Raw genomic sequence first — 22297 nt, 5'->3', positions numbered from 1 at the left:
ATTGAAGTAAAGGCTGCATTTTTGCAGCCTTTCTTTTTTCTCCTTTTTAAAACTTATTCCCATGAAACAATATACAAGCGAACAATTGTTGCAGCAAATCCATGAGTACATCGGACAGCTTTCTTATAAGCGGAAACCGATGGGTTTGTATGAACCGATAGAGTATGTGTTGGGACTGGGCGGAAAACGCCTGCGTCCGGTGTTGATGCTGTTGGCTTATAATTTGTACAAGGACGATGTGGAACGCATATTTCCGCAGGCTGCCGGCATTGAAACCTATCATAACTTCACGCTTTTGCATGATGATTTGATGGACAAGGCCGACATGCGGCGTAATAAACCGACTGTACATAAGCGGTGGAACGAGAACACGGCCATCCTTTCGGGAGATGCCATGCTGATTCTGTCTTATCAGTTCATGATGCAGCAATGTCCGGCAGAATATGTGGGAAAGGTGATGGAGGTGTTCAGCCGTACCGCATTGGAAGTTTGCGAAGGACAGCAATGGGATATGGAGTTTGAAGAATTGACGGATGTGACGGTAGAACAATACCTTGAAATGATTCGTCTGAAGACCTCTGTGCTGTTGGCCGCCGCCCTGAAAATCGGAGCTATCCTGGGAGGTGCACCCGAAAAGGATGCGGAACTTCTGTATGACTTCGGGGTGAAGATGGGACTGGCTTTTCAATTGCAGGACGATTACCTTGATGTGTATGGTGATCCGGCTGTATTCGGCAAGAAAATCGGAGGGGACATTCTCTGCAACAAGAAAACCTTTATGCTCATTACGGCATTGGCGCAGGCACAGGAAGAAGATAAGGAAGCATTGCTGGGATGGCTGCATGTAGAAGATTATGCGCCGGAAGAAAAGATTAAGTCCGTAACAGCCTTGTATAATAAGGTAGGAGTAGCGGCTATTTGTAATGCCCGCATTGATGCGTATTATAAGGAAGGATTGGATTTACTGGAGCAGGTGGACGTAGAACCGGCCCGTAAGGAAGAACTGAAGGCTTTTGTCTGCCGTTTGATGGATCGTAAACTGTAAGAAAGATGAATGCACTGATTGATACCCATACGCATCTGTATACTGAGGAATTTGAGGAAGACCGTGAGTTGGCGGTGATTCGGGCGGTAGAGGCGGGCGTGACCCGCCTGTTCATGCCGAACATTGACGATACCACGGTGGAGGCCATGCTGGCGCTGTGTGATGCACATGACTGCTGCTTTCCGATGATTGGTTTTCATCCGACTTCGGTCGATGAGAACTGGAAGGCACGGTTGCAGACGGTGAAACAGTATCTGACAGCTGACCCGCATCATTTCTATGGTATCGGTGAGGTGGGAATCGATTTGTATTGGGACAAGACTTTCCGTAAGGAACAGATGACTGCCTTCGAGGAACAGGTGAATTGGGCCTTGGACTACAATTTACCTTTGATTATCCATTGCCGGGAAGCCTATCCGGAGCTGTTGGAGATTCTGGCCGCCTACAAGCAAACAGCCTTACGAGGAATTTTTCACAGCTTTACCGGTTCAGTGGAGGATGCCTCCCAGCTGTTGGAATATGAGTCGTTCATGCTGGGCATCAACGGTGTGGTAACTTTCAAGAAAAGTACCCTTCCGGAGGTCTTGAAGAATGTGCCTTTGAAGCGTGTCGTGCTCGAAACCGATTCTCCTTATTTGGCGCCGGTACCTTATCGTGGAAAGCGGAATGAAAGCGCCTATTTGGTAAAGGTGGCCGAACGTCTTTCCGAAATTTATGGCATACCTTTGTCGGAAATTGCGGCCCAAACCACGGAAAATGCTTTAAAAGTCTTCACAAATACGGAGAAAAGTTTTTAAAGTTTATTAATTTCAGGTCTAAATGAAAACTTTTGCAGTTTGGATGTTATGTAAGACGAAAAAAAAGAATACATTTGTGACTGAAATAAACCAAAGGGGTTCGGGTAGCTGAAAATTGTTCCCGATATTAGAAAAAAGGAGAGGTGCTCGAGTGGTTGAAGAGGCACGCCTGGAAAGCGTGTATACGCCAAAAGCGTATCACGGGTTCGAATCCCGTTCTCTCCGCAATAAAAGAGAAAAACAATTAACAAACTATTAATTAATTAATCTTAAAAATTAGACACACAATGAAAAAGTTATTTGCAATTCTTGCAGTGATGGGAGTCCTCTCATTTGGAATGACTCAGACAGCTATGGCTCAGGATTCTACAGCTACAGCAGCTCCAGAACAAACAGAACAGGTTGCACCTGCTGCAACAGATGAAGCTGCTCCTGCTACAGTTGAAGAAGGAAGTATGCACAAAGAGTTGAAAACTAAGTTTATCGAAGGTGACGCTGGCTTCATGTCATTGGTTGCTATCGCATTGGTACTTGGTTTGGCTTTCTGTATCGAACGTATCATTTACTTGAGCTTGGCTGAAGTTGACGTTAAGAAATTGATGGCTAAAGTTGAAGCAGCTTTGGAAAAAGGTGATGTAGAAGGTGCTAAGACTATCTGCCGTAACACTCGTGGTCCTGTTGCTTCTATCTGCTATCAGGGTTTGATGAGAATCGACGAAGGCTTGGACGTAGTTGAACGTTCAGTTGTTTCTTACGGTGGTGTTCAGGCTGGTTACCTTGAAAAAGGATGCTCTTGGATCACATTGTTCATCGCGATGGCTCCGTCTCTGGGATTCTTGGGTACTGTAATCGGTATGGTTATGGCGTTCGACCAGATCCAGCAGGCTGGTGATATTTCTCCGACAGTTGTTGCAGGTGGTATGAAAGTGGCCTTGATTACTACTATCTTCGGTTTGATCGTTGCTTTGATTCTGCAGGTATTCTACAACTATATCCTGTCTAAGATTGAAGCTATTACAAGCCAGATGGAAGATTCTTCTATCACATTGCTTGATATGATCATGAAGTACAACTTGAAATACAAAAAATAATAAGAACAATGGCTAAATTATCATATAAAGTATCATACTACGTATTTTACGTATGCATCGCACTGATTATCGTAGTGCTGGGCATGTTCTACGGAGTAGGATACAGCGAAACAAATGCAGCTGGTTTGGTTGAACCGGCTAACACTCCGGCCCTGATGTACCTGATGTATGGTATGTTTGCGGTAACTGTAATTGCAACTCTTGTAGGAGCTATTGCACAGTTTGGCGGAGCGTTGAAAGATAATCCGAAAGGAGCTATCAAATCATTGATTGGATTGATTCTGTTGGTTGTATTGCTGATTGTGACTTATAACCTCGGTTCTTCTGAAACAGTTGTTATGGGTGGCGGTACAGAATATACCAATGTCACTATGTTGAAGGTAACAGACATGCTGCTGTACTCTACTTATGTACTGTTCGGCTTGGCTGCCCTTGGTACATTGATCAACTTGTCTGGAATTTTGAAGAAATAATATCATCATTGAAGTTTAATTAAAATATAAGGAGTAAGTCAAATGGCAAAAAAGAAAAGAGCAGTGCCTGGAATTAACTCAAGTTCTACGGCCGATATTGCCTTCATGTTGCTTATTTTCTTCCTTATTACAACATCAATGGATACTGACCGTGGTTTGGCGAGACGTTTGCCGCCTCCACCCGAAAACAAAGATCAGAAAGATGATATTATTGTAAAGGAAAGAAACGTTCTCCAGGTTCGTTTGAACAAAGACGACCAGTTGATGGTTGGTGGAGAATGGTCTGATATTAAGCAATTAAGAGAAAAGGCTAAAGAATTCATTGCAAACCCGAAGGATGATCCAAACTTGCCGGAAAAACATCCGAAGACCCTTCCTTTCTTTGGTGATGTAATGATTACTGAAAAACATGTAATTTCTGTACAGAACGACGTTGGTACTAGCTATGATGCTTATCTTCAGGTTCAGAACGAATTGGTAGCTGCTTACAACGAATTACGTAATGAACTGGCTAAAGCTCAGTTTGGTAAGGAGTTCTCTGAATGTTCTGAAGAGCAGAAGGATGCTATCATGGACTATTATCCACAGAAGATTTCTGAAGCAGAACCTAAAAAATATGGAGGAAACTAATCATGGGAAAATTTAATAAGAGTGGTAAGCGCGAGATGCCGGAATTGAACACCTCTTCTTTGCCTGACCTTATCTTTACCATGTTGTTCTTCTTCATGATTGTAACAACCATGCGTGAAGTTACGTTGAAGGTTCAGTTCAAGGTGCCTGCTGCCACAGAATTGGAAAAGCTTGAAAAGAAGTCTCTGGTGTCTTTCATCTACATCGGTAAGCCGATGCCGGAGTTCCAGAAAAAGATGGGTACTACCGACCGTATTCAGTTGAACGACAAGTTCGCAGAATCTTCAGAAGTACAAGACTACATCTATCAGGAACGTGAAAACATGAAAGAGGAAGACAAACCGTTTATGACTGTTTCCCTGAAGGTCGATGCAAATACCAAGATGGGTATCGTAACAGAAGTAAAACAGGCTCTTCGTCAGGCATACGCTTTGAAGATCAACTATTCAGCTACTCAGCGTCAGTAATAGTTTTTCATACTTACAAGAAAAGGCTGTCTCTTTAGAGGCGGCCTTTTTTTATGCTTTATTGAGTGGGCCTTTTGAGTTGGCCTATTGAGTTCTGTAGGTGTTTGCGGTGTGAGGGGGTTATATTTCTTTGGGAAAGATGAATTGAAGGGCAAGTAACTCTGTGTCTTCTCTTCTTTGAAAAGGAAAGAGAAAAAAGGAGCGTTTTCCTGAAAAAAGAAAAATGGGCGAATGCTGGGTATGGTAGATATGGTAAACGGGTCTTGTTTTCTTATTTTGATGGGAGCGTCAGATAAGGTTATGCCCTTTTTATTGTGAAACAGTGGGAGGGACAAGTAAGGACCGCTTCTTTTTCCAGTAATATACTTGTCCGTAGATATCCGCCAATGCCCAGCCGATAGGAATGGACCACCAGATACCGTGTACACCAATAGAAGGAATGGATGCCAAAAGGTAGGCCAGGGCTACACGGGTTCCCAAGGACAGAATGGTCAGGATGATGGACATTTCCGGCTTGCATACAGCTCGGTAAAAGCCATACCATAGAAACAGATAACCGATACCTATGTAGAAACTGCCTTCTACCCGAAGATATTCTACTCCAATCCGGATAATTTCTTTTTCGTCTGATGAAATGAAAATCTGCATTAGCCAGGGAGCTGCCAGGAAGATAAGCGCTGAGAGGAATAGGCAGAAGAGTGAAGTCATCCAGAAAGCTTTCTTGAATCCTTGCAGAATACGTTCTTTTCTGCCGGCTCCGTAGTTTTGGGCGGTGAAAGTAGAGAAGGCATTACCGAAATCCTGTACGGGCATGTAAGCAAAGGAATCAATTTTAACGGCTGCGGTGAAGGCGGCCATGACGGAGGTGCCGAAACTGTTGACCAGCCCCTGTACCATCAGAATCCCGAAGTTCATGACCGATTGCTGTATGCACGTCAGCGAGGCATACGAAAATACTTGCTTGACGAGGGGATGGTTTATCTTGAAATCTTTTCGTGTAAGTCGTGTTTCCGGAATTTTTCTCCAGCAGTATAGCCAAAGTCCGATGGCGGAAACGGCTTGTGAAAGGACCGTGGCTGTGGCTGCTCCTGCGATACCGTAGCCGAGTCGAAGGATAAACAGCAGGTCGAGTCCGATGTTCAAAACGACGGAGATTGCCAGATAGACTAAGGGGGTAAAGGAATTGCCTAATGCCCGCAAGAGGTAGGCATAATAATTATACAGGTAGACAAACCAGATGCCGATAAAGGTAATTTTCAGGTAGTCATACGTCATTCCCTGTAACTCTTCCGGGGTTTGCAGCCATTGGATAATCGGGCGGATGCAGCTGATGGAGAAAGTGAAAATGAGGAAGGTAGCGATGCCCGTAATGAGTAGAGAGGCCGCTTGGGTGCGTTTCAGGAGTTCATAATCTTTAGCTCCGTAGCGCATGGAGAACAAGGCACTGCATCCCATGCACAAACCGATAAAGATAGAGGTGATAAACACCATGAGTGTGTAGGAAGATCCTACGGCAGCTAAGGCGTTGGCACCTAATACCTGTCCGATAATCAGGGTATCCGCGATGTTATATCCCTGCTGGAGTAGGTTCCCGAGGATAAGCGGATAAGCCAGACAAAGCATGCTTTGGGTGATATTTCCCGAAGTGAGGTCTTTCGTGCGAGTGGTCTGCATGATTTATGGGTGAATACAAAATAAAATGGATTTAATAAACGCGTGTTTATTAAATCCATTTTTACTATGTGCGCCTGATAGGACTCGAACCTACACGTCTCACGACACCAGATCCTAAGTCTGGCGCGGCTACCAATTACGCCACAGGCGCGCATACAGAAAACGATTTCTGCATTTGCGGAGGCAAAGGTAGAAATAATTTCCCTATTCTCCAAATCTATGGGTTAATTCTTTAACAATTTGATGGCGGTTTCAATGAGTGTATCTTTTCCCCGCTGCATGTCTTCGCTGGTCATATCCACTTTTACATCTGGGTCGATACCGAACTCCAACTGGTTCATGTCTGGGTCGAACATGGGACTGGCTGAGAAGCGAATGGACCATCCGTTGGGGATTTCGGAACTGAATGGCAGACCGGAACCTCCTCCGGTTTTGTCACCTAAAGTAGTGACGTTGGGAAACTGTCGCATGGTATTGACAAAGTCGTTGGTGGCACTGTAGGAGCGTCGGTTGGTCAGCACCACGGCCTTTTTCTGCCAGCGGATGCTGTTGGACGGTTCCTGATACACCGGTTTCGGGTCGGAAAAGTCATTGTGGCCGGGTCCCGTTTTGTGACTGATGTAGCCCACCAATATCTTTTCATTGGTAAACCGGGCAGCCAGCTTTTGGGCGGTAGTCAGGCTGCCTCCTCCGTTATTGCGCACGTCGATAATCAATCCGTCGCAGATTTCCAGCTTCTTCAGCATTTGGTCCAGATTTCCGTCACCGATGCCGTCCGAGAAACTCTCACAGTATACATAGCCGATGTTGTTGTCTAAAATCTGATAGGTGAGTCCGGAGGTGTTGATATAATCCTTTCCGAGGTAATTGCTTTGGATGCTGTCGCTGAAATTGCGCGGGTAGGCATCAAACCATTCCCGGTATTGTGAGGTACCTAAGGAACTACTCAGGTTCACATGGCCGTCTTTCAGTTCATTGACCATATCCGAAAGGACTTCGAAAAGTGCTTCTGAACTCATCGACGGGGAGATTCGTTCCGCATAGCGGGTGTGCACTTCATCCCAGTCCAAGCCATACACTTCTTTTTTATAATCCAGAAAGCAGTATTGTTCGTCGATGATTTTCCAGAGCGATTCGAAGTTGGCTTCCGGCGTATTGCCCTGTATGTCTTCGCGGATACACGAAGAGAATAAGGTGCAAGCCAGCACCAGCAGGAGGCCATATAAGCGGAAATGATATATTTTCTTCATATCAGTAGGGAGTAACGTTTGAAGGCATGGTGATTCGGTTCTTGCCTTTCAGCAAGTAGAAATTCTTCACGAAGCCAATCATGAAATCATGTGAGTAAGTGTGGTATTTCAGGTGGTTGACCTTGGCCTGCTGGAGGTCGCAGACATAGGCTACACGCATCGTGACCTTCCGGATAGGGAAATCGAGGGTCACCATCTGGCGGAGGGACGGACTGTTGTGAAGGGAAGTAAACAGTACGTTCTTTCCCTTGTGCCCCAAGGAGAACATTTCGTAGTATGACTGTCCGAATTCGGGCGAGAACATGGCTCCTAATAATGGAAGATTGGCCTGGTAACGCGCCACCAGCGGATAATTGCCGATATGGAACTTGTAGATGGCTATGCCGGAGATGCCCAGACTGCCGTATGCCTTGCCCTGTGCCGGGTTGTTTGAATTACGCGTATTGTACACGAATCCCCCGTTCAGGTCAATTGTCGGGCCGGCCAGCAGTTTTAGTTGCTCGTTGAGCCGGAACTGATAATGGAGAGCATAACTCCAGTTCAACAGTCCGGCATACATATAGCCTGTCTTGCTGGGATTGTGAGTGTACGACACATGGGCCTGCAACAGATTCTGTGCCGATACGTTTCCGTTCATCAGACGGGTCATGCGCATATTTTCGCGCAGGATACGCACTTCAGGTCCTTTGTATTCCAGTGGGGAAAGATACGTGTCGAGCACGTTGCTCACGCCTGCTCCGTAGAGTACGGAACGCATCACGTAGCGGGTGGCACGCAGACTGTCCTCCTGTGCGTGGAGTACGAGGACAGACAGGCAGGTACAAAGTAGAAAGAAAATTCGTTTCATGCGGTTAAAAGAGTTTCATTTGTCCGTCGTCTTCTTGGATATCCTCTTCTTCAGCTCCGTCTTCCTCTTCCTTTTCCGGTTCTTCCGGTTCCGGCTCCGGCATGCGGGTCGGTTCCAGCTCGGTAATCCGGTCAATAGTATAAGTCGTCAGACGCTTACCTTTGGCCTTGAAGCTCTTGACGCCCACAAAGTCGCTGGCTTCCAAGACAAGAGAATCCCGGAAGCTGTCGTGTCCGCCAAAATCGACTTGGATGCGCGGGTACACCTGACAGGTCAGCAGGATAAGCTGTGTATGCTTGTTGTCGCCCAGGAAATTCTGTTTCTTGTTGGTCGCTTCGAAAGTGAACCGTTTCAGGTACGGATAGTTCTGCTGGTCGGCATCATAAAGTACAGCCGTCCATACCTTGTCGGGATTGAACTTCTCGATGCAAAGGATATCCGGATCGTAATGGTTGCTCAGGTCGAAGTTGGTCGTATAGAATTCTCCGTTCTTCTGAATCACCAGAATGCTTTCGTCGCTTTGGAATTCACCCAGATACTGTCCTCTGCCGTCGTAGTTGAGTCGTAGCACGTCGTGGTCGAACCATACCTTTCTGCCGCCGAGTGTGGAACCGCCTTTCTGTTTCAGGCTGATTTTGTGTACCTCGGCTTTGGTGAGCAGGTTACCCATCGACTGCTTGCCCTTGATGTGGATGGTACTGAAATCTTTCTCGAAGGTCGGTTTCTTGATGCGAGGTGTCGGACGCAGGATGACCCGGATGACTTCCGCTTCTCCGTTGGGGTTGGCCGTGAAATACACAATCTTGGAGCCTGGGGTACCTTGTGTCACGTCGTACTCCCGGTCGCGGATGATGGAGGTCACATTGAAGCGTTTGATATAATAATACCCATCCTTTCCGTCACGGTAAATGACGTTGTAGATGGTGCGTTTGTCGTTCTTTTTGAATACGTTGACATATAGGATGTTCTTTCCGACAAACAGCTTGTCGGACACACGGACAATCTTGTATTTTCCGTCTTTGTAGAAGATAATCACATCGTCGATGTCGGAACAGTTGCACACATACTCGTCTTTTTTCAGTCCCGTACCGATGAAGCCTTCCTCCCGGTTGATGTACAGCTTTTCGTTGGCTTCCGCCACTTTGGTAGCCACGATGGTGTCGAAGTTGCGGATTTCCGTACGGCGTGGGAAATTCTTGCCGTATTTCTCTTTCAGGTGCTGATACCAGTCGATGGTATATTCCGTGATGTGTGCCAAGTGGTTGTCAATCTCCTCCAGCTGGGCTTTCAGACGGGCGATGAACTCGTCCGCCTTGTCCTTGTTGAACTTGAGGATACGCGCCATCTTGATTTCCATCAGTTTGAGGATATCTTCTTTCGTCACTTCGCGCACGAACTGCGGATAAAACGGAGTCAACCGTTCGTCAATGTGTTCGCAGGCCGCATCCATGGATTCTGCCTGTTCAAATTGCTTGTCCTTGTAAATCCGCTCTTCGATGAAGATTTTCTCCAAGGACGCAAAATGCAAGGTTTCCAGCGTTTCGTCCCGTTGTATTTCCAGTTCTTTCCGGAGCAAGGCCAGTGTGTTGTCGACCGATTTCTTCAGCACTTTGCTCACCGAGAGGAAATGTGGTTTCTTGTTGTCGATGACACAACAGTTGGGCGAGATGTTCACCTCGCAGTCCGTAAAGGCATACAAGGCATCCAGTGTCTTGTCGGACGATACACCCGGCGTCAGATGTACCAGAATCTCCACCTTTCCGGCCGTGTTGTCGTCTACTTTCCGGACCTTGATTTTTCCCTTTTCGATGGCCTTCAGAATGGAATCAATCAGAGAAGAGGTAGTCTTCCCATAGGGAATCTCACTGATGCATAGGGTCTTGTTGTCGAGTTTGGAAATCTTGGCCCGTACGCGTACCACGCCTCCTCTTTCGCCGTCGTTGTAGCGCGATACATCGATGGAGCCCCCTGTCTGGAAGTCCGGATAGAGCTGAAAGTCCTCTCCGTGCAGGTAGGCAATGGCTGCATCGCACAATTCGTTGAAGTTATGGGGAAGAATTTTGGAAGAAAGTCCCACGGCGATACCTTCTACCCCCTGAGCCAGCAGTAACGGGAATTTCACCGGCAGGGTGACTGGTTCCCGGTTTCTTCCGTCGTAGGAGGCCTGCCACTCCGTGGTTTTCGGGTTGAACACCACGTCGAGGGCGAATTTGGACAGCCGGGCTTCGATGTAACGGGGAGCCGCTGCGCTGTCGCCCGTCAGGATGTTACCCCAGTTTCCCTGGCAGTCGATGAGCAGGTCTTTCTGTCCCAATTGTACAAGGGCGTCTCCAATGGAAGCATCTCCGTGCGGATGGAACTGCATGGTGTGTCCCACGATGTTGGCCACCTTGTTGTAGCGTCCGTCGTCCAGGCGTTTCATGGAGTGGAGAATGCGTCGCTGCACCGGCTTCAGTCCGTCGTTGATGTGCGGTACGGCGCGCTCCAGAATCACGTACGAAGCATAGTCCAGAAACCAGTTCTGGTACATGCCGCTCAGCTGGTGCTTCACCGCCTCGTCGGTGGTCGATACAGGTTTGTAGTCAGAGTGTTCTTCTTTTTCAGGCAGGTTTGCCGTTTCCTTTTCGTCCTTGTCAAAAGTATCTTCGCTCATATTCAAATGGGTCCTATGTAAAAGAGATTCGGGCAAAGTTACTGAATAATTCTGTAAGGTGGAAATAACTGACTTACAATTCTGGACCTTGCAAGGGGCATTTTTAGGGAAATTCCTTTGCGGAAATACCTCGACACGAACGTGACGAGAGGTAGACACGGACGTGACGAGACCTTGACACGAACGTGATGAGGTCGTTGCACGTTCGTGTCAAGATAAGAAGTCAAGTCTCGAACAGCTTATTGCTGCTTGCGGTAGCTGCGGATGGCCCAAACATATAGCAGAACGGCAAAGGTGGAGAGCATGGAGAGCTGGAAGCCGATGTCACCGATGTGGCTGCCCTTCAGATAGACCATGCGCATGATTTCCATGAAGTAGCGCAGCGGATTGAGGTACGTGATGTATTGTGCCCATTCCGGCATGCTGCTGATAGGAGTGAACAATCCGCTCATCAGAATGAAAATCAGCATGCAGAACCACATGACGAACATGGCTTGCTGTAAGGTGGAAGAGTAATTGGAGATGACCAAGCCCAGCCCCGACATGACCAGTGCGAAAATCAGCGTGGCCAGATAGATGGTGAGGATGTTTCCTTCGGGTGTCAGTCCGTAGACCAGCCAGGCCAGCAGCATGCACAGGTTCAGTACCACAAATCCGATGGCCCAGTAGGGCAGCAGTTTGGCGAGGGTAAAGGTGAAACGGCTCACCGGACTGACATTGATTTGCTCGATGGTACCTGCTTCTTTCTCGCTGACCACGTTCAGGGCCGGCAGGAAGCCGCAGAGCAGTACCAGTATCATGGTCATCAGGGCAGGTACCATGAACACCTTGTAGTTGAGGTACGGATTGAACTGGTAGCGCACGGAGGCGGGTGAGGGCTGCGGATTGAGAATTTGTTGCAGGTAGGTGCTGCCTAGTACTCCCTTGGTACCGTTGACCGTATTGACGGCAATCAGGGTGGAAGGACTGACGCCGCGGGCCTGGTCTTTCTCAAATCCTCGGGGGATTTCCAGCAGCATGTCCACCTGGTCTTTTTCAATGGCGTTCAGGCCTTGTGCGTAAGAAGCAGGCAGGGCAGTCAGCTGGAAGTAACGGGAAGCCTCGATGCGGTGTACCAGCCGTTGGGACGAGGGACTTTGGTCGTGGTCAATGACGGCAATGCGCAGGTCCTCGATTTCCAGTGTGGCGGCCCAAGGCATCACCAGCATCATCACGCAGGGAAACAGCAGGATGAGGCGGGGCAGGAAACGGTTGCGTTTCAGTTGTTTGAATTCTTTTTCTATTAGGTAGCGTAACATCATAAGCTTGCGGTTTATTCCAGTCGGTTCTTGAATTTGCGGGTGGTGGCTGCAATCAGGACTACGGCCATGAGGCACAACACGGCCACTTCCTTCCACACGTAGACAAAGGGCACACCTTCAATCATCAGTCGTCGGACTGCTGCCACGTACCAGCGTGCCGGGATGAGGCAGGAAATGGCCTGAAGGATGCCCGGCATACTTTCCACCGGGTAGATAATGCCCGACAGGATAATGGTCGGGATGAGCAGGACCATGGCCGAGACCAGCAGGGCTGCCACCTGGGTATGCGTGACGCAGGAAATCAGTAGTCCCAGTGCCAGCGATACGAAGATGAACAGCAGGGAAACTCCTAACAGGGCCGTCAGACTTCCGGCTATCGGTACGTCGAGCACAAAGACCGAAAGCAGCAGGATGGTAGTCAGGTTGAGCAGGGAGAGCACGAAATAGGGTACGGATTTCGACAGAATGACAAACAGCGGATTGACAGGGGAGACCAGCAGCACTTCCATTGTACCGGTCTCTTTTTCGCGGACGATGGAGATGGAAGTCATCATGGCGCAAATCAGCATCAGAATCAGTCCCATAACCCCCGGTACGAAGTTGTAGGCACTCTTCATTTGCGGATTGTAGAGCAGTTTGTTGTAGGCCACAATCGGCATCCCTTCCGTTCCTCCTTTGGAGGAGAAAGCGTCAGCGGGCCGGATGGTTTGCAGGGCTTGTCGGAGGATAGTTTGGGCATATGTACTCCGGGTGACTGCCAGATTGGGCTCCGTGGCATCGGCTAAAATTTGTATCTGTGAAGAATTGAAGCGGAACCGGTGCAGGTCGGACGGGAAAATGACGGCCAGCTCTATCTGGTTGCGCCGGAACAGCCGCTCAATCTCATCGGGCGACTGGACGACATATTTCACCGTGAAATACTCGCTGGCATCCAGTTGCTCTACCAATTTCCGTACATCCGTCTGAAGGGAGGGAGTCAATACGGCAGTCTGGACATTGCGCACCTCGGTAGAGATGGCAAAACCGAAAAGGATAATCTGTATAATCGGCATGCCTATCAGTATCAGCATGGTGCGCCGGTCGCGCAGGATGTGATGGAATTCTTTTCTGACAAAAGCGATAAACTGTTTCATGGTCGTTCGGTTTGAGCGTGAGTAAAAGCCGCGTCTCCCCGTTGGGCTTCGCGGGCCAGTTTCTGAAACACTTCGTCCATGTCTCGGGCATGGAAGCGGGCTTTCAGTCCGTCGGGAGTATCCAGGGCGCGGATGTGTCCGTCCACCATCATGGAAATGCGGTCGCAATATTCTGCTTCGTCCATATAATGCGTGGTGACGAAAATGGTGATTCCCTGGTCGGCAGCCTGATAAATCAGTTCCCAGAACTGGCGGCGGGTGGCCGGGTCCACGCCTCCGGTCGGTTCATCCAGAAAAACCAGTTCCGGGCGGTGGAAAATGGCTACCGAGAAGGCCAGTCGCTGTTTCCAGCCTAAGGGCAGGGAACGGACCAAGGTATGTTGTTCCTCGTAGAGGCCGATACGCCGCAAGGTCTCTTCGGTGCGGATCGCAATTTCTTTGGCACTGACCCCGTAAATACCTCCGAACAGTCGGAGATTCTCGCGGACCGTCAGGTCTTCATACAGCGAAAACTTCTGGCTCATGTAGCCGATTCGTCGTTTTATTTCCTCGCTCTGTGTCCGGACATCGAATCCCATCACCTCCGCTTTCCCTTCGGAAGGTAGGCTGAGGCCGCAGAGAATGCGCATAGCAGTGGTCTTTCCGGCTCCGTTGGCTCCTAAGAAGCCGAAAATCTCTCCCCGCTGTACCGAGAAAGAGATGTGGTCGACGGCGGTAAAAGTGCCGAACCGTTTGACCAGATTGTCTACCTGGATGAGGGGGGCGGCGTTTTCGACTGCCGCTTTTCGTTCCAGTCCGGGAGGACACAGAATGTCGCTGAATCGGGTCAGGATAGTTTCCGGGCGGTCGATACCCTTGATTTCTCCTTCATACAGGAAGGCTACGCGGTCGCATCGTCGGGCTTCGTCCATAAAAGGGGTGGATACCACGAGGGTGATGCCTTCCTGACGGAGACGGGCCAGCATTTCCCAGAATTCCCGACGGGATACAGGGTCTACTCCGGTGGTCGGCTCATCGAGAAACAGGATTTGGGGAGCATGGACCAGCGCGCAGCACAATGCTAACTTTTGCTTCATGCCTCCCGACAGGGCACCGGCTCGCCGGTCTTTGAACGGAGCAATCTGTTCGTAAATCGGCCGAATCCGTTCGTAGTTCTCTTCTACGGTGGTGTGAAAGACGGTGGCAAAGAAACGCAGGTTTTCTTCCACGGTCAGGTCTTGGTACAAGGAGAAACGTCCCGGCATGTAGCCTACGCTTCGCCGGATGGTGCGGAAGTCGGCCAGTACGTCGGCATGCAGTACATGAGCCGTTCCTTGGTCCGGCTTCAGTAGAGTCGTCAGGATGCGGAAGAGCGTACTCTTTCCGGAGCCGTCGGGACCGATGAGTCCGAACAGTTCGCCTTGTTTCACCTGGAAAGATACGTCGCGCAGGGCCTGTACCTTTCCGTAGCTTTTGCTTACGTGGCTGACTTCAATAAGGGTTTCCATTTGTGCCCTCCTTTCAGAATTTGACTTCGCCGTACATACCCAGTTTGATGTGGCCGTCGTTGTGGACGGCAATCTTGACGGCATAGACCTGGTTGGCACGTTCGTCGTCGGTCAGGATGGTTTTTGGGGTGAATTCGGCTTCTTCGGAAATCCAGGTCACTTTGCCGGGGTAGGTGTTCCGTTGTGCATCGCCAAAGTCGGCAAATACCGTGACCTCACTTCCTAATTTTACGGAGGCCAGTTGCCGGGAGGTGACGTAGGCCCGCAGGAAGATGTGTTCCGTGTCGGCTATCTTGAACAGCGGTTTTCCGAGGGTAGCCAGTTCTCCCGGTTCGGCATATTTGGCCAGAACCGTTCCGCTTATCGGGGCGGTGATATGGCATTTCTTGAGTTGGTCTTCGATTTGTGCTACTTGGATGGCTACCGATGAGCTTTGTTCCGTCAGGCTGGCAGTGGTGTTCCCTAAAGAAGATACCTGTGCCTCCAGTTGCCGGTTGAGTACCGCCAGCTGGGCGTCCCAGTCATCCAGCTGTTTGCGGTTGGCTGCCTGTGCTTTCAGCAGGTTTTCCACCCGGTTGCGTTCCCGTTGTGCGGTAGCGATTTGTTCCTTGGTGGCGGCAATCTGCCGGTGAATGTCGGGGCGTTGGTTTTCCACGGATTTCATCTGTGCTTCCAGCTGACGCTTTTTCAGGTAGAGCTGTACGGTGTCCACCAGCCCCACTTCAGTGCCTTGGGTAAAGTGCATCCCTTCTTCAGCATTCAGGTAGAACAGTTTTCCGGTGGTTTCGGAAGAGACCACAATTTCGGTTGCTTCAAAAGTACCGGTCGCATCAAAGTTGTCTTTCTCTCCACAGGCGGTGAGACAGTATACTGCAAAGAGGAGGAATCCATATTTTGTTTTCATATTCGGAATATTTTGAACGGTTGGAAAAAAAATTAGTTGGTGAGGTGTTTTCGCTGGTGCAGGTGCATGAGCAGTTGGATTTCGTGGAGTACTTTTGCCTGCCGGGCCAGGTTCTCGGCCGTGATTTCTTTCAGCAAGTCACTGACACTCAGTGTACCGTTGGCCACTTTGGCCTCGGCAGAAAGCCGGATGTTTTTCCGCAGCCGGATAATCTCTTCGTCCTCTTTCATCTGTTGCCGGAGGGTCTGGATGGTGCCGTCCTCTTCCGCCAGCTGAAGGTGGGTATGAAACAGAAACAAATCGCGTTCACTTTGGATTTTTTGGAGCTGGTTATCCAGCTTTTTCCGGTCGTTTTTCAGGGTGTACAGACTTCCGAAATTCCACGTAAAGCGGGCACCGACCAGATAGTAGGCCCTGAACTTGTCTTTAAGAATGTCCAGTCCCGGATTGCCGTAGGCTCCTTGTGCGAAGAGGCTGAAAGAGGGAAGATAACCGGTCTGTAAACCTTTTCGTTGTACAGAAACACTCTGTTCCTGTGCCTCGTACCATCGGAGTTCAGGACGGTTGACGATGCCGGTCGTTTCCAAGACAGCCTCAGGCCGTTGGAGGTGCGTGTGTGGTGGAAATTCTTCTCCTGTCAGCAGGGACAACATACGCAGGTAAGCATTGCGGTTACTTTCCAGTTGGATGCGCTGCTGGCGGGTTTGCAGGATTTCTACTTGCACGGCATCCACATCGGCGTCATTGGCTGTGCCGTTGGTGCGGTAGGATTGCACATCTTTCAGGCTCCGGGCCAGTTCTTCCTCGAGCAGTGTGTGTTGTGACAGTTGTTCGTCGAGTAAGAGAATGCCGAAGAAAACCTGATCCACTCTTTCTTCCAGTGCATACAGACTGTTGTCGAGCTGTCGTTCGCTTTCCTCTGTCGCGGCCTGAATCTGGGCTTTCTGGTTTCTGATTTTTCCTCCGTCCCACAGGTTTTGTCTGACTTCAATCATTGCCTGGTATTGGTCTTTGGGCAATCCTTTGCTGCCAAGTCCGGGGATGTCAAAAGGGAAGGTGGTGGCTTCACTTTGATAAGAGATTTTTCCACTCAAACTAATCTGTGGCAAGTTGCCTTTTCCTGCATTCGATAAGGTATATTCTTCCGAAAGGCGGAGCAGGTCGTATTGCCGGCTTTGTGGGTAATTCTCACGGGCTTTTTGGCGGCAATCTTCCAATGTGACTTGTGCATGGACGATGTGACTGAAGCCCCATACGCACAAGAAGAGAAACATTCGTAGCATACGCATTCAATCTTTGTTGAGGTAATAAGACAAAGATATAGGGATTTTATGATATCTTTCGGTCCTATATGTGTGACGGAATGTTCTTTTTGTTCGATAATCGCCTGTATATAGCCCTGAAATCGAGTGAAATATTATCTTTGCAGGAAATTGTGTCTGTAAAATGAAATCGAATCGTCTGTTATTGCTGGCCTTGAGGCAAATGCGTGAGCGGGTAGGAGAAAGTCACAATGCCTATCGTTTTCTGATTCCGGAACTGGGATTGCTCCGTTCCATTCATGGGATAGCCGATGTGGTCCGTTTCTTGTCTGTGGAGGGACAGCCCTACCGTCTGACGGAGGGGCGGGTGGTGTATTTTCGTGCCGGTACGCTTCGGTTGCGTATCAACTTGCGTGAACTGGAGTTTAAGGCGGGGGATTTTTTGGTAGTGTCTCCTGGAACCGTATTCGAATTTCTATACGTGTCGTCTGATTTGGATTTAGCGATGTTGGCTTTTTCCAACAGTCTGATGGAAAGCTGGCAGAAAGAAGATTTGTTGCAGGTCTATTTACAAGGCAGACTGTTTCTTCACCTTTCACTGACGGAACAGGAGAGTCAGCGGATGGAACAGATTTTTGCCTTGTTGTGGGAGGTGGTCCACGACCGGCCGTTTCCAAAGGAATCCGTACAAAGCCTGATTTCTCTTGTCTTTCACCAGACGGACGGTTTCAGAGGGCGTGAATGGGAAGCGGGCAAACAGAAGCGTAGCCGTCAGGAGGAAGTGTTCAATCGCTTTTTGGAATTAGTCAACAAATATGCCGTCCATGAACGGAGCTGTGCGTTTTATGCCGACCGTTTATGTCTGACCTCCCGCTATTTGAGTACATTGGTGCGGCAAGCCAGTGGGCGGACGGTGATGGACTGGGTCAATGAGGCTGTGATGCAGGAAGCTAAACTGATGTTATGCCACACCGACAAGCTGGTGTATCAGATAGCTGACGAACTGAATTTTCCCAATGCTTCGTTCTTTTGCAAGTATTTCCGGCGTATGACAGGAATAACTCCCAAGGATTATCGGGAGGAGAACGGATGAGCGATTGTTTAGGAGGGGAGTTTCGAAAGAGGCTGTCGATCCGTTCGAAGGGTTTTCAATACCGGAATGGTCAACGGGAGTGACATCAGGAACGAACACAAATCGGATACGGCCTGACACATCTCCACTCCTTGCAGTTGCAGAAAATACGGAAGAACCAGTATCAGCGGAATGAAGAACAGTCCCTGGCGGGCAGACGATAAGGCCACGGCCCGTTTGGGTTGGCGAATGGTTTGCAGAAGCATGTTGCACAGAATAACCCATGCACCTAGTGGAAGGGTAATAAGCTGCCAGCGCAAGGCATCAGCTCCTACCGCGATGACTTGCGGGTCTTCTTTCCGGAACCAGGATACGATTTCCGGCGAATAAATAAAACCGATGATGGAACAGATGGCCAGGAAGATGAGACCTACTTTCACACAGTATTTGAATCCCTGAAGTACCCGGCGGTTCAGACCAGCTCCATAGTTGAATCCGCAAACTGGTTGGAAACCTTGTCCGAAACCAATCACAAAAGCATTGATGAACATGCAGATACGGGTGACGATAGACATTCCGGCAATGGCAGCATCCCCGAAGTTACCTGCGGATACGTTCAGCAGGATGGTAGAAATACTGGCCAGTCCTTGCCGGCACAGGGAAGGGCTTCCTCCGTAGACAATCTCTTTCAGATAAGCTGGAGTGGGCGTAAAATAGCGGTAGTTGATACGGATGTTTTCGCCTTTACGATCCATGAACATCAGGATGGTAAAGCTGCATACCTGACTGATGAAGGTAGACCAAGCCGCTCCCGCAATACCCATATCGAATACGAAAATCAACAGTGGGTCAAGGGCAATGTTCAAGAAAGCTCCCACTGTAATTCCAATCATAGCATATACGGCATTTCCCTGAAAACGCATCTGGTTATTCAGTACCAAGGAAGAAGCCATGAAAGGAGCTCCTAACAGGATAATGCCCAGATACGTCTTGGCGTAGGGCAGGATGGTAGGGGTAGACCCTAAGGCTATGCAAATCGGTTCCAGAAAAAGCAATCCGAAAAGGGCAATCAGAAAGCCGATAAAAAAGGCACAGAAGAAACCGGTGGCCGCCATTCTTTCCGCACTCCGGTAGTCGCGAGCTCCCAACCGCCGGGAGATAAAGTTGCCCGAACCATGTCCACAAAAGAAACCGAATGCCTGGATAATGGCCATGATGGAAAAGGAGATACCTACAGCCGCGGTAGACTGTGTATTGATTTTTCCGACAAAGTACGTATCGGCCATGACATAGAAAGAGGTGACCAGCATACTGATGATGGTCGGAATGGCCAGTCCACGGATAAGGCGTGGTACCGGTGCCGTGGTCATAAGGGTGAATTTATCTTGGGGCATGGTTGTCTGTTTGATCGAATAGAACAGCTGCAAAAGTACGAAAAAAACGGCAGTATGGAAAGTTCAATTTTACCAAACTTTGGTTGGATAGAGGGAGGTGGGCATAAAAAATCCTCCTTACCGCCCATTCTGGAGGGATAAGGAGGATTTATGGTAAATAGAGTTGCTATTTTTTGTGTAGCAGGATTAGAATCCGGCCAGTTCAGTCACTTTGTCCACTGCAGCGGCTAGACCATCCGGATTCTTACCTCCGGCAGTTGCAAAGTGAGGTTGGCCACCACCACCACCCTGAATCAGTTTGGCAGCTTCGCGAACCAGCTGTCCGGCATTCAGTCCGGCTTTCACTTGATCATCGCTCATGGTGACAGTCAGCAGCGGTTTGTTTTCGAATACGCTACCAATTACCACAAACAAGTTTTCAGCGAACTGTCCTTTCAATTGGAAGGCAATGTTCTTCACTGCATCGGCCGGCATCGGAAGAACGGCTTGAATAACTTTCACGCCGTTGACTTCTTTGGCATTTTCAATCAGCTTGTTCTTTACAGAGGCCTCTTTCTCCTTCATGAATTCTTCTACCTGTTTCTTCAAGCCGGCATTTTCATCGATGTACTTGGTAATGGCAGCCTTCAGATCAGGGGCATTATTGAACAACGCTTTCAGGTCGTTGAATGTATCTTGTACGGTATCGAACATTTCTTCTACCTTGGCACCGGTAACCGCTTCAATACGGCGTACACCTGCAGCTACAGAGCTTTCTGACAAGATTTTCACCATACCAATCTTTCCGGTAGCTGATACATGTGTACCTCCACAGAATTCGATAGATGAACCGAACTGTACGACACGTACTTCGTCACCGTATTTTTCACCGAACAGGGCGATAGCACCCAGTTCCTTGGCTTTTTCAATCGGCAGGTTGCGGTATTCAGTCAAAGGCACGTTTTCACGAATCTTGGCATTTACCAGGTGTTCCACTTCACGCAGCTGTTCCGGAGTCACTTTCTGGAAGTGAGAGAAGTCGAAACGCAGAGAGTCTGGTGTCACCAAAGAACCTTTCTGTTCTACGTGGGTACCCAGCACCTGACGGAGGGCTTCATCCAGCAAGTGCGTGCAAGAGTGGTTGGCTGCACAAGCTGCACGTTTGTCGGTATCTACGCAGGCCATCATCGGGGCATCCAAGTGTTCCGGCAATTTCTTGGCAATATGAATCGGAAGGTTGTTTTCTTTCTTGGTATCGATGATGTCGATAGTTTCAAATTCGCTGACCAGTACACCGGTATCACCTACCTGACCACCACTTTCTGCATAGAACGGAGTTTCACTCAGTACAATCTGATAGAGGGTCTGGTTTTTCTGTTTGATCTGGCGGTAACGCAAGATGCTGGTTTCATATTCTGTGTAGTCGTAGCCTACGAATTTGGTTTCACCTTCCTTCAAGGTTACCCAGTCACCTGTTTCTACAGCAGCTGCGTTACGTGCACGCTGTTTCTGTTTCTGCATTTCTGCTTCGAAACCTTTCACGTCGGCTGTCAGACCGTTTTCACGGAGAATCAGCTCGGTCAAGTCGAACGGGAATCCGAAGGTATCGTATAATGTAAAGGCATCTACTCCGCTGATTTCAGTCTTTCCGGCAGCTTTTGTGTCGTTCATAATCTTGTCGAGCAGACGGATACCTGTTTCCAGCGTGCGGAGGAAGGATTCTTCTTCTTCCTTGATTACTTTTTCAATCAACGGCTGCTGTGCTTTCAGTTCCGGATAAGCAGTACCCATGTTTTCCACCAGTACAGGTACCAGTTTGTACATGAAGGCCTGTTTCTGTCCTAAGAAAGTATAAGCATAACGTACGGCACGGCGCAGGATACGACGGATGACGTAACCAGCCTTGGCATTAGACGGCAACTGTCCGTCGGTAATAGAGAAGGCAATGGTACGGATGTGGTCGGCTACCACACGCATGGCTACATCCACTTTCGGATCGTCGCCATACTTTTTGCCAGACAAGTCACCGATTACTTTGATGATGGGCTGGAAGATGTCTGTATCGTAGTTGGAAGTTTTTCCTTGCAGTGTACGTACCAGACGTTCAAATCCCATACCGGTATCGATTACTTTGGCAGGAAGTGGTTCCAGGGTTCCGTCTGCCTTGCGGTTGTATTGCATGAACACAAGGTTCCAGATTTCGATGACCTGCGGATGGTCTTTGTTTACCAGCTCGCGTCCCGGAACGGCTGCTTTTTCTTCCGCAGAACGAGAATCGATGTGGATTTCAGAACACGGGCCGCAGGGACCTGTATCGCCCATTTCCCAGAAATTATCGTGCTTGTTACCGTTGATGATGTGGTCTGCAGGGAAATACTGTGCCCAGTAGCCGGCAGCTTCATCGTCACGGGAAAGACCTTCTTCAGGGCTTCCTTCAAATACGGTGACATACAAGTCTTTCGGGTCCAGTTTCAGTACCTCTACCAAGTATTCGTAAGCCCAGCCAATTACTTCTTTCTTGAAGTAGTCTCCGAACGACCAGTTACCCAACATTTCGAACATGGTGTGGTGGTACGTATCGTGACCTACTTCTTCCAGGTCATTATGCTTTCCGCTCACACGCAAACATTTCTGTGAGTCGGTTACACGTTTGTATTTAGCAGGATGGTTGCCAAGTATGATATCCTTGAACTGGTTCATACCGGCATTGGTGAACATCAGCGTAGGGTCGTCTTTGATGACCATCGGTGCAGAAGGCACAATCTGATGTCCTTTCGACTCAAAGAATTTGACGAATGAGTCGCGGATTTCATTTGCTGTCAACATAGTCGTTATATT

The 22297-nt window shown here is 48.9% G+C and carries 18 protein-coding genes and 2 tRNA genes; 8 read left to right on the top strand and 12 right to left on the bottom strand.

Annotated features, from left to right (window positions below):
- The first annotated feature begins 61 nt into the window (after window positions 1-61).
- The 7 genes from RDP42_RS01035 (at window position 62) to RDP42_RS01005 (ending at window position 4503) form a co-directional block, all read left to right on the top strand.
- Window positions 62-1045 carry a polyprenyl synthetase family protein gene (locus RDP42_RS01035; RefSeq protein ID WP_308762169.1) on the top strand — a complete coding sequence of 328 codons (984 nt, stop codon included), beginning with the start codon at window positions 62-64 and terminating at the stop codon, window positions 1043-1045.
- A gap of 5 nt (window positions 1046-1050) precedes the next feature.
- Window positions 1051-1842, top strand: a complete 792-nt coding sequence (locus tag RDP42_RS01030) for a TatD family hydrolase (protein WP_308762168.1) — start codon at window positions 1051-1053, stop codon at window positions 1840-1842.
- A 137-nt stretch (window positions 1843-1979) separates the two neighbouring features.
- A tRNA-Ser gene (locus RDP42_RS01025) sits at window positions 1980-2067 on the top strand.
- Between the two features lie 62 nt (window positions 2068-2129).
- Window positions 2130-2933 carry a MotA/TolQ/ExbB proton channel family protein gene (locus RDP42_RS01020; RefSeq protein ID WP_308762167.1) on the top strand — a complete coding sequence of 268 codons (804 nt, stop codon included), beginning with the start codon at window positions 2130-2132 and terminating at the stop codon, window positions 2931-2933.
- A gap of 8 nt (window positions 2934-2941) precedes the next feature.
- Complete coding sequence (locus RDP42_RS01015; protein ID WP_303915626.1) at window positions 2942-3406, top strand: hypothetical protein; 465 nt, start codon at window positions 2942-2944, stop codon at window positions 3404-3406.
- 42 nt (window positions 3407-3448) lie between these two features.
- Complete coding sequence (locus RDP42_RS01010; protein ID WP_308762166.1) at window positions 3449-4036, top strand: biopolymer transporter ExbD; 588 nt, start codon at window positions 3449-3451, stop codon at window positions 4034-4036.
- A 2-nt stretch (window positions 4037-4038) separates the two neighbouring features.
- Window positions 4039-4503 carry a biopolymer transporter ExbD gene (locus RDP42_RS01005; RefSeq protein ID WP_308762165.1) on the top strand — a complete coding sequence of 155 codons (465 nt, stop codon included), beginning with the start codon at window positions 4039-4041 and terminating at the stop codon, window positions 4501-4503.
- A gap of 309 nt (window positions 4504-4812) precedes the next feature.
- On the opposite strand, the gene RDP42_RS01000 is transcribed toward RDP42_RS01005, so the two are convergent.
- From RDP42_RS01000 to RDP42_RS00955, 10 genes are all read right to left on the bottom strand, one after another.
- Window positions 4813-6177 (bottom strand): MATE family efflux transporter, encoded by a 1365-nt coding sequence (locus tag RDP42_RS01000; protein WP_308762164.1) that lies wholly within the window; start codon window positions 6175-6177, stop codon window positions 4813-4815.
- Between the two features lie 69 nt (window positions 6178-6246).
- A tRNA-Leu gene (locus tag RDP42_RS00995) sits at window positions 6247-6328 on the bottom strand.
- A gap of 73 nt (window positions 6329-6401) precedes the next feature.
- A complete protein-coding gene (locus RDP42_RS00990; protein ID WP_308762163.1) occupies window positions 6402-7427 on the bottom strand; it encodes a S41 family peptidase in 1026 nt (341 codons plus the stop codon).
- Window position 7428: 1 nt separating this feature from the next.
- Window positions 7429-8274 carry a DUF3316 domain-containing protein gene (locus tag RDP42_RS00985; RefSeq protein ID WP_308762162.1) on the bottom strand — a complete coding sequence of 282 codons (846 nt, stop codon included), beginning with the start codon at window positions 8272-8274 and terminating at the stop codon, window positions 7429-7431.
- 4 nt (window positions 8275-8278) lie between these two features.
- A complete protein-coding gene (locus RDP42_RS00980; RefSeq protein WP_308762161.1) occupies window positions 8279-10927 on the bottom strand; it encodes a DNA gyrase/topoisomerase IV subunit A in 2649 nt (882 codons plus the stop codon).
- A 239-nt stretch (window positions 10928-11166) separates the two neighbouring features.
- Complete coding sequence (locus RDP42_RS00975; RefSeq protein WP_308762185.1) at window positions 11167-12225, bottom strand: ABC transporter permease; 1059 nt, start codon at window positions 12223-12225, stop codon at window positions 11167-11169.
- A 14-nt stretch (window positions 12226-12239) separates the two neighbouring features.
- Window positions 12240-13361, bottom strand: a complete 1122-nt coding sequence (locus RDP42_RS00970) for an ABC transporter permease (protein ID WP_308762160.1) — start codon at window positions 13359-13361, stop codon at window positions 12240-12242.
- Entirely contained in the window at window positions 13358-14848 is a 1491-nt protein-coding gene (locus RDP42_RS00965; protein WP_308762159.1) for an ATP-binding cassette domain-containing protein, read from the bottom strand. Before RDP42_RS00965 ends, RDP42_RS00970 begins: the two co-directional genes overlap by 4 nt.
- Before the next feature lie 13 nt (window positions 14849-14861).
- Complete coding sequence (locus RDP42_RS00960) at window positions 14862-15752, bottom strand: HlyD family efflux transporter periplasmic adaptor subunit (RefSeq protein ID WP_308762158.1); 891 nt, start codon at window positions 15750-15752, stop codon at window positions 14862-14864.
- A 32-nt stretch (window positions 15753-15784) separates the two neighbouring features.
- Window positions 15785-17035 (bottom strand): TolC family protein, encoded by a 1251-nt coding sequence (locus RDP42_RS00955; protein ID WP_374046887.1) that lies wholly within the window; start codon window positions 17033-17035, stop codon window positions 15785-15787.
- 163 nt (window positions 17036-17198) lie between these two features.
- Here RDP42_RS00955 and RDP42_RS00950 point away from each other — a divergent pair, with 163 nt between their 5' ends.
- Complete coding sequence (locus RDP42_RS00950; RefSeq protein WP_308762156.1) at window positions 17199-18107, top strand: AraC family transcriptional regulator; 909 nt, start codon at window positions 17199-17201, stop codon at window positions 18105-18107.
- A gap of 8 nt (window positions 18108-18115) precedes the next feature.
- Here RDP42_RS00950 and RDP42_RS00945 read toward each other — a convergent pair whose 3' ends face one another.
- Together RDP42_RS00945 and alaS are read right to left on the bottom strand one after the other, a co-directional pair.
- Window positions 18116-19480 (bottom strand): MATE family efflux transporter, encoded by a 1365-nt coding sequence (locus tag RDP42_RS00945; protein WP_308762155.1) that lies wholly within the window; start codon window positions 19478-19480, stop codon window positions 18116-18118.
- Window positions 19481-19666: 186 nt separating this feature from the next.
- Complete coding sequence (gene alaS, locus RDP42_RS00940; protein WP_308762154.1) at window positions 19667-22285, bottom strand: alanine--tRNA ligase; 2619 nt, start codon at window positions 22283-22285, stop codon at window positions 19667-19669.
- Window positions 22286-22297 lie beyond the last annotated feature (12 nt).

Source organism: uncultured Bacteroides sp. (genome assembly GCF_902472605.1).
Taxonomy (GTDB): Bacteria; Bacteroidota; Bacteroidia; order Bacteroidales; family Bacteroidaceae; genus Phocaeicola.
The sequence above is the reverse complement of the archived record's forward strand: the minus strand, read 5'-3'. Positions and strand labels throughout refer to the sequence as shown.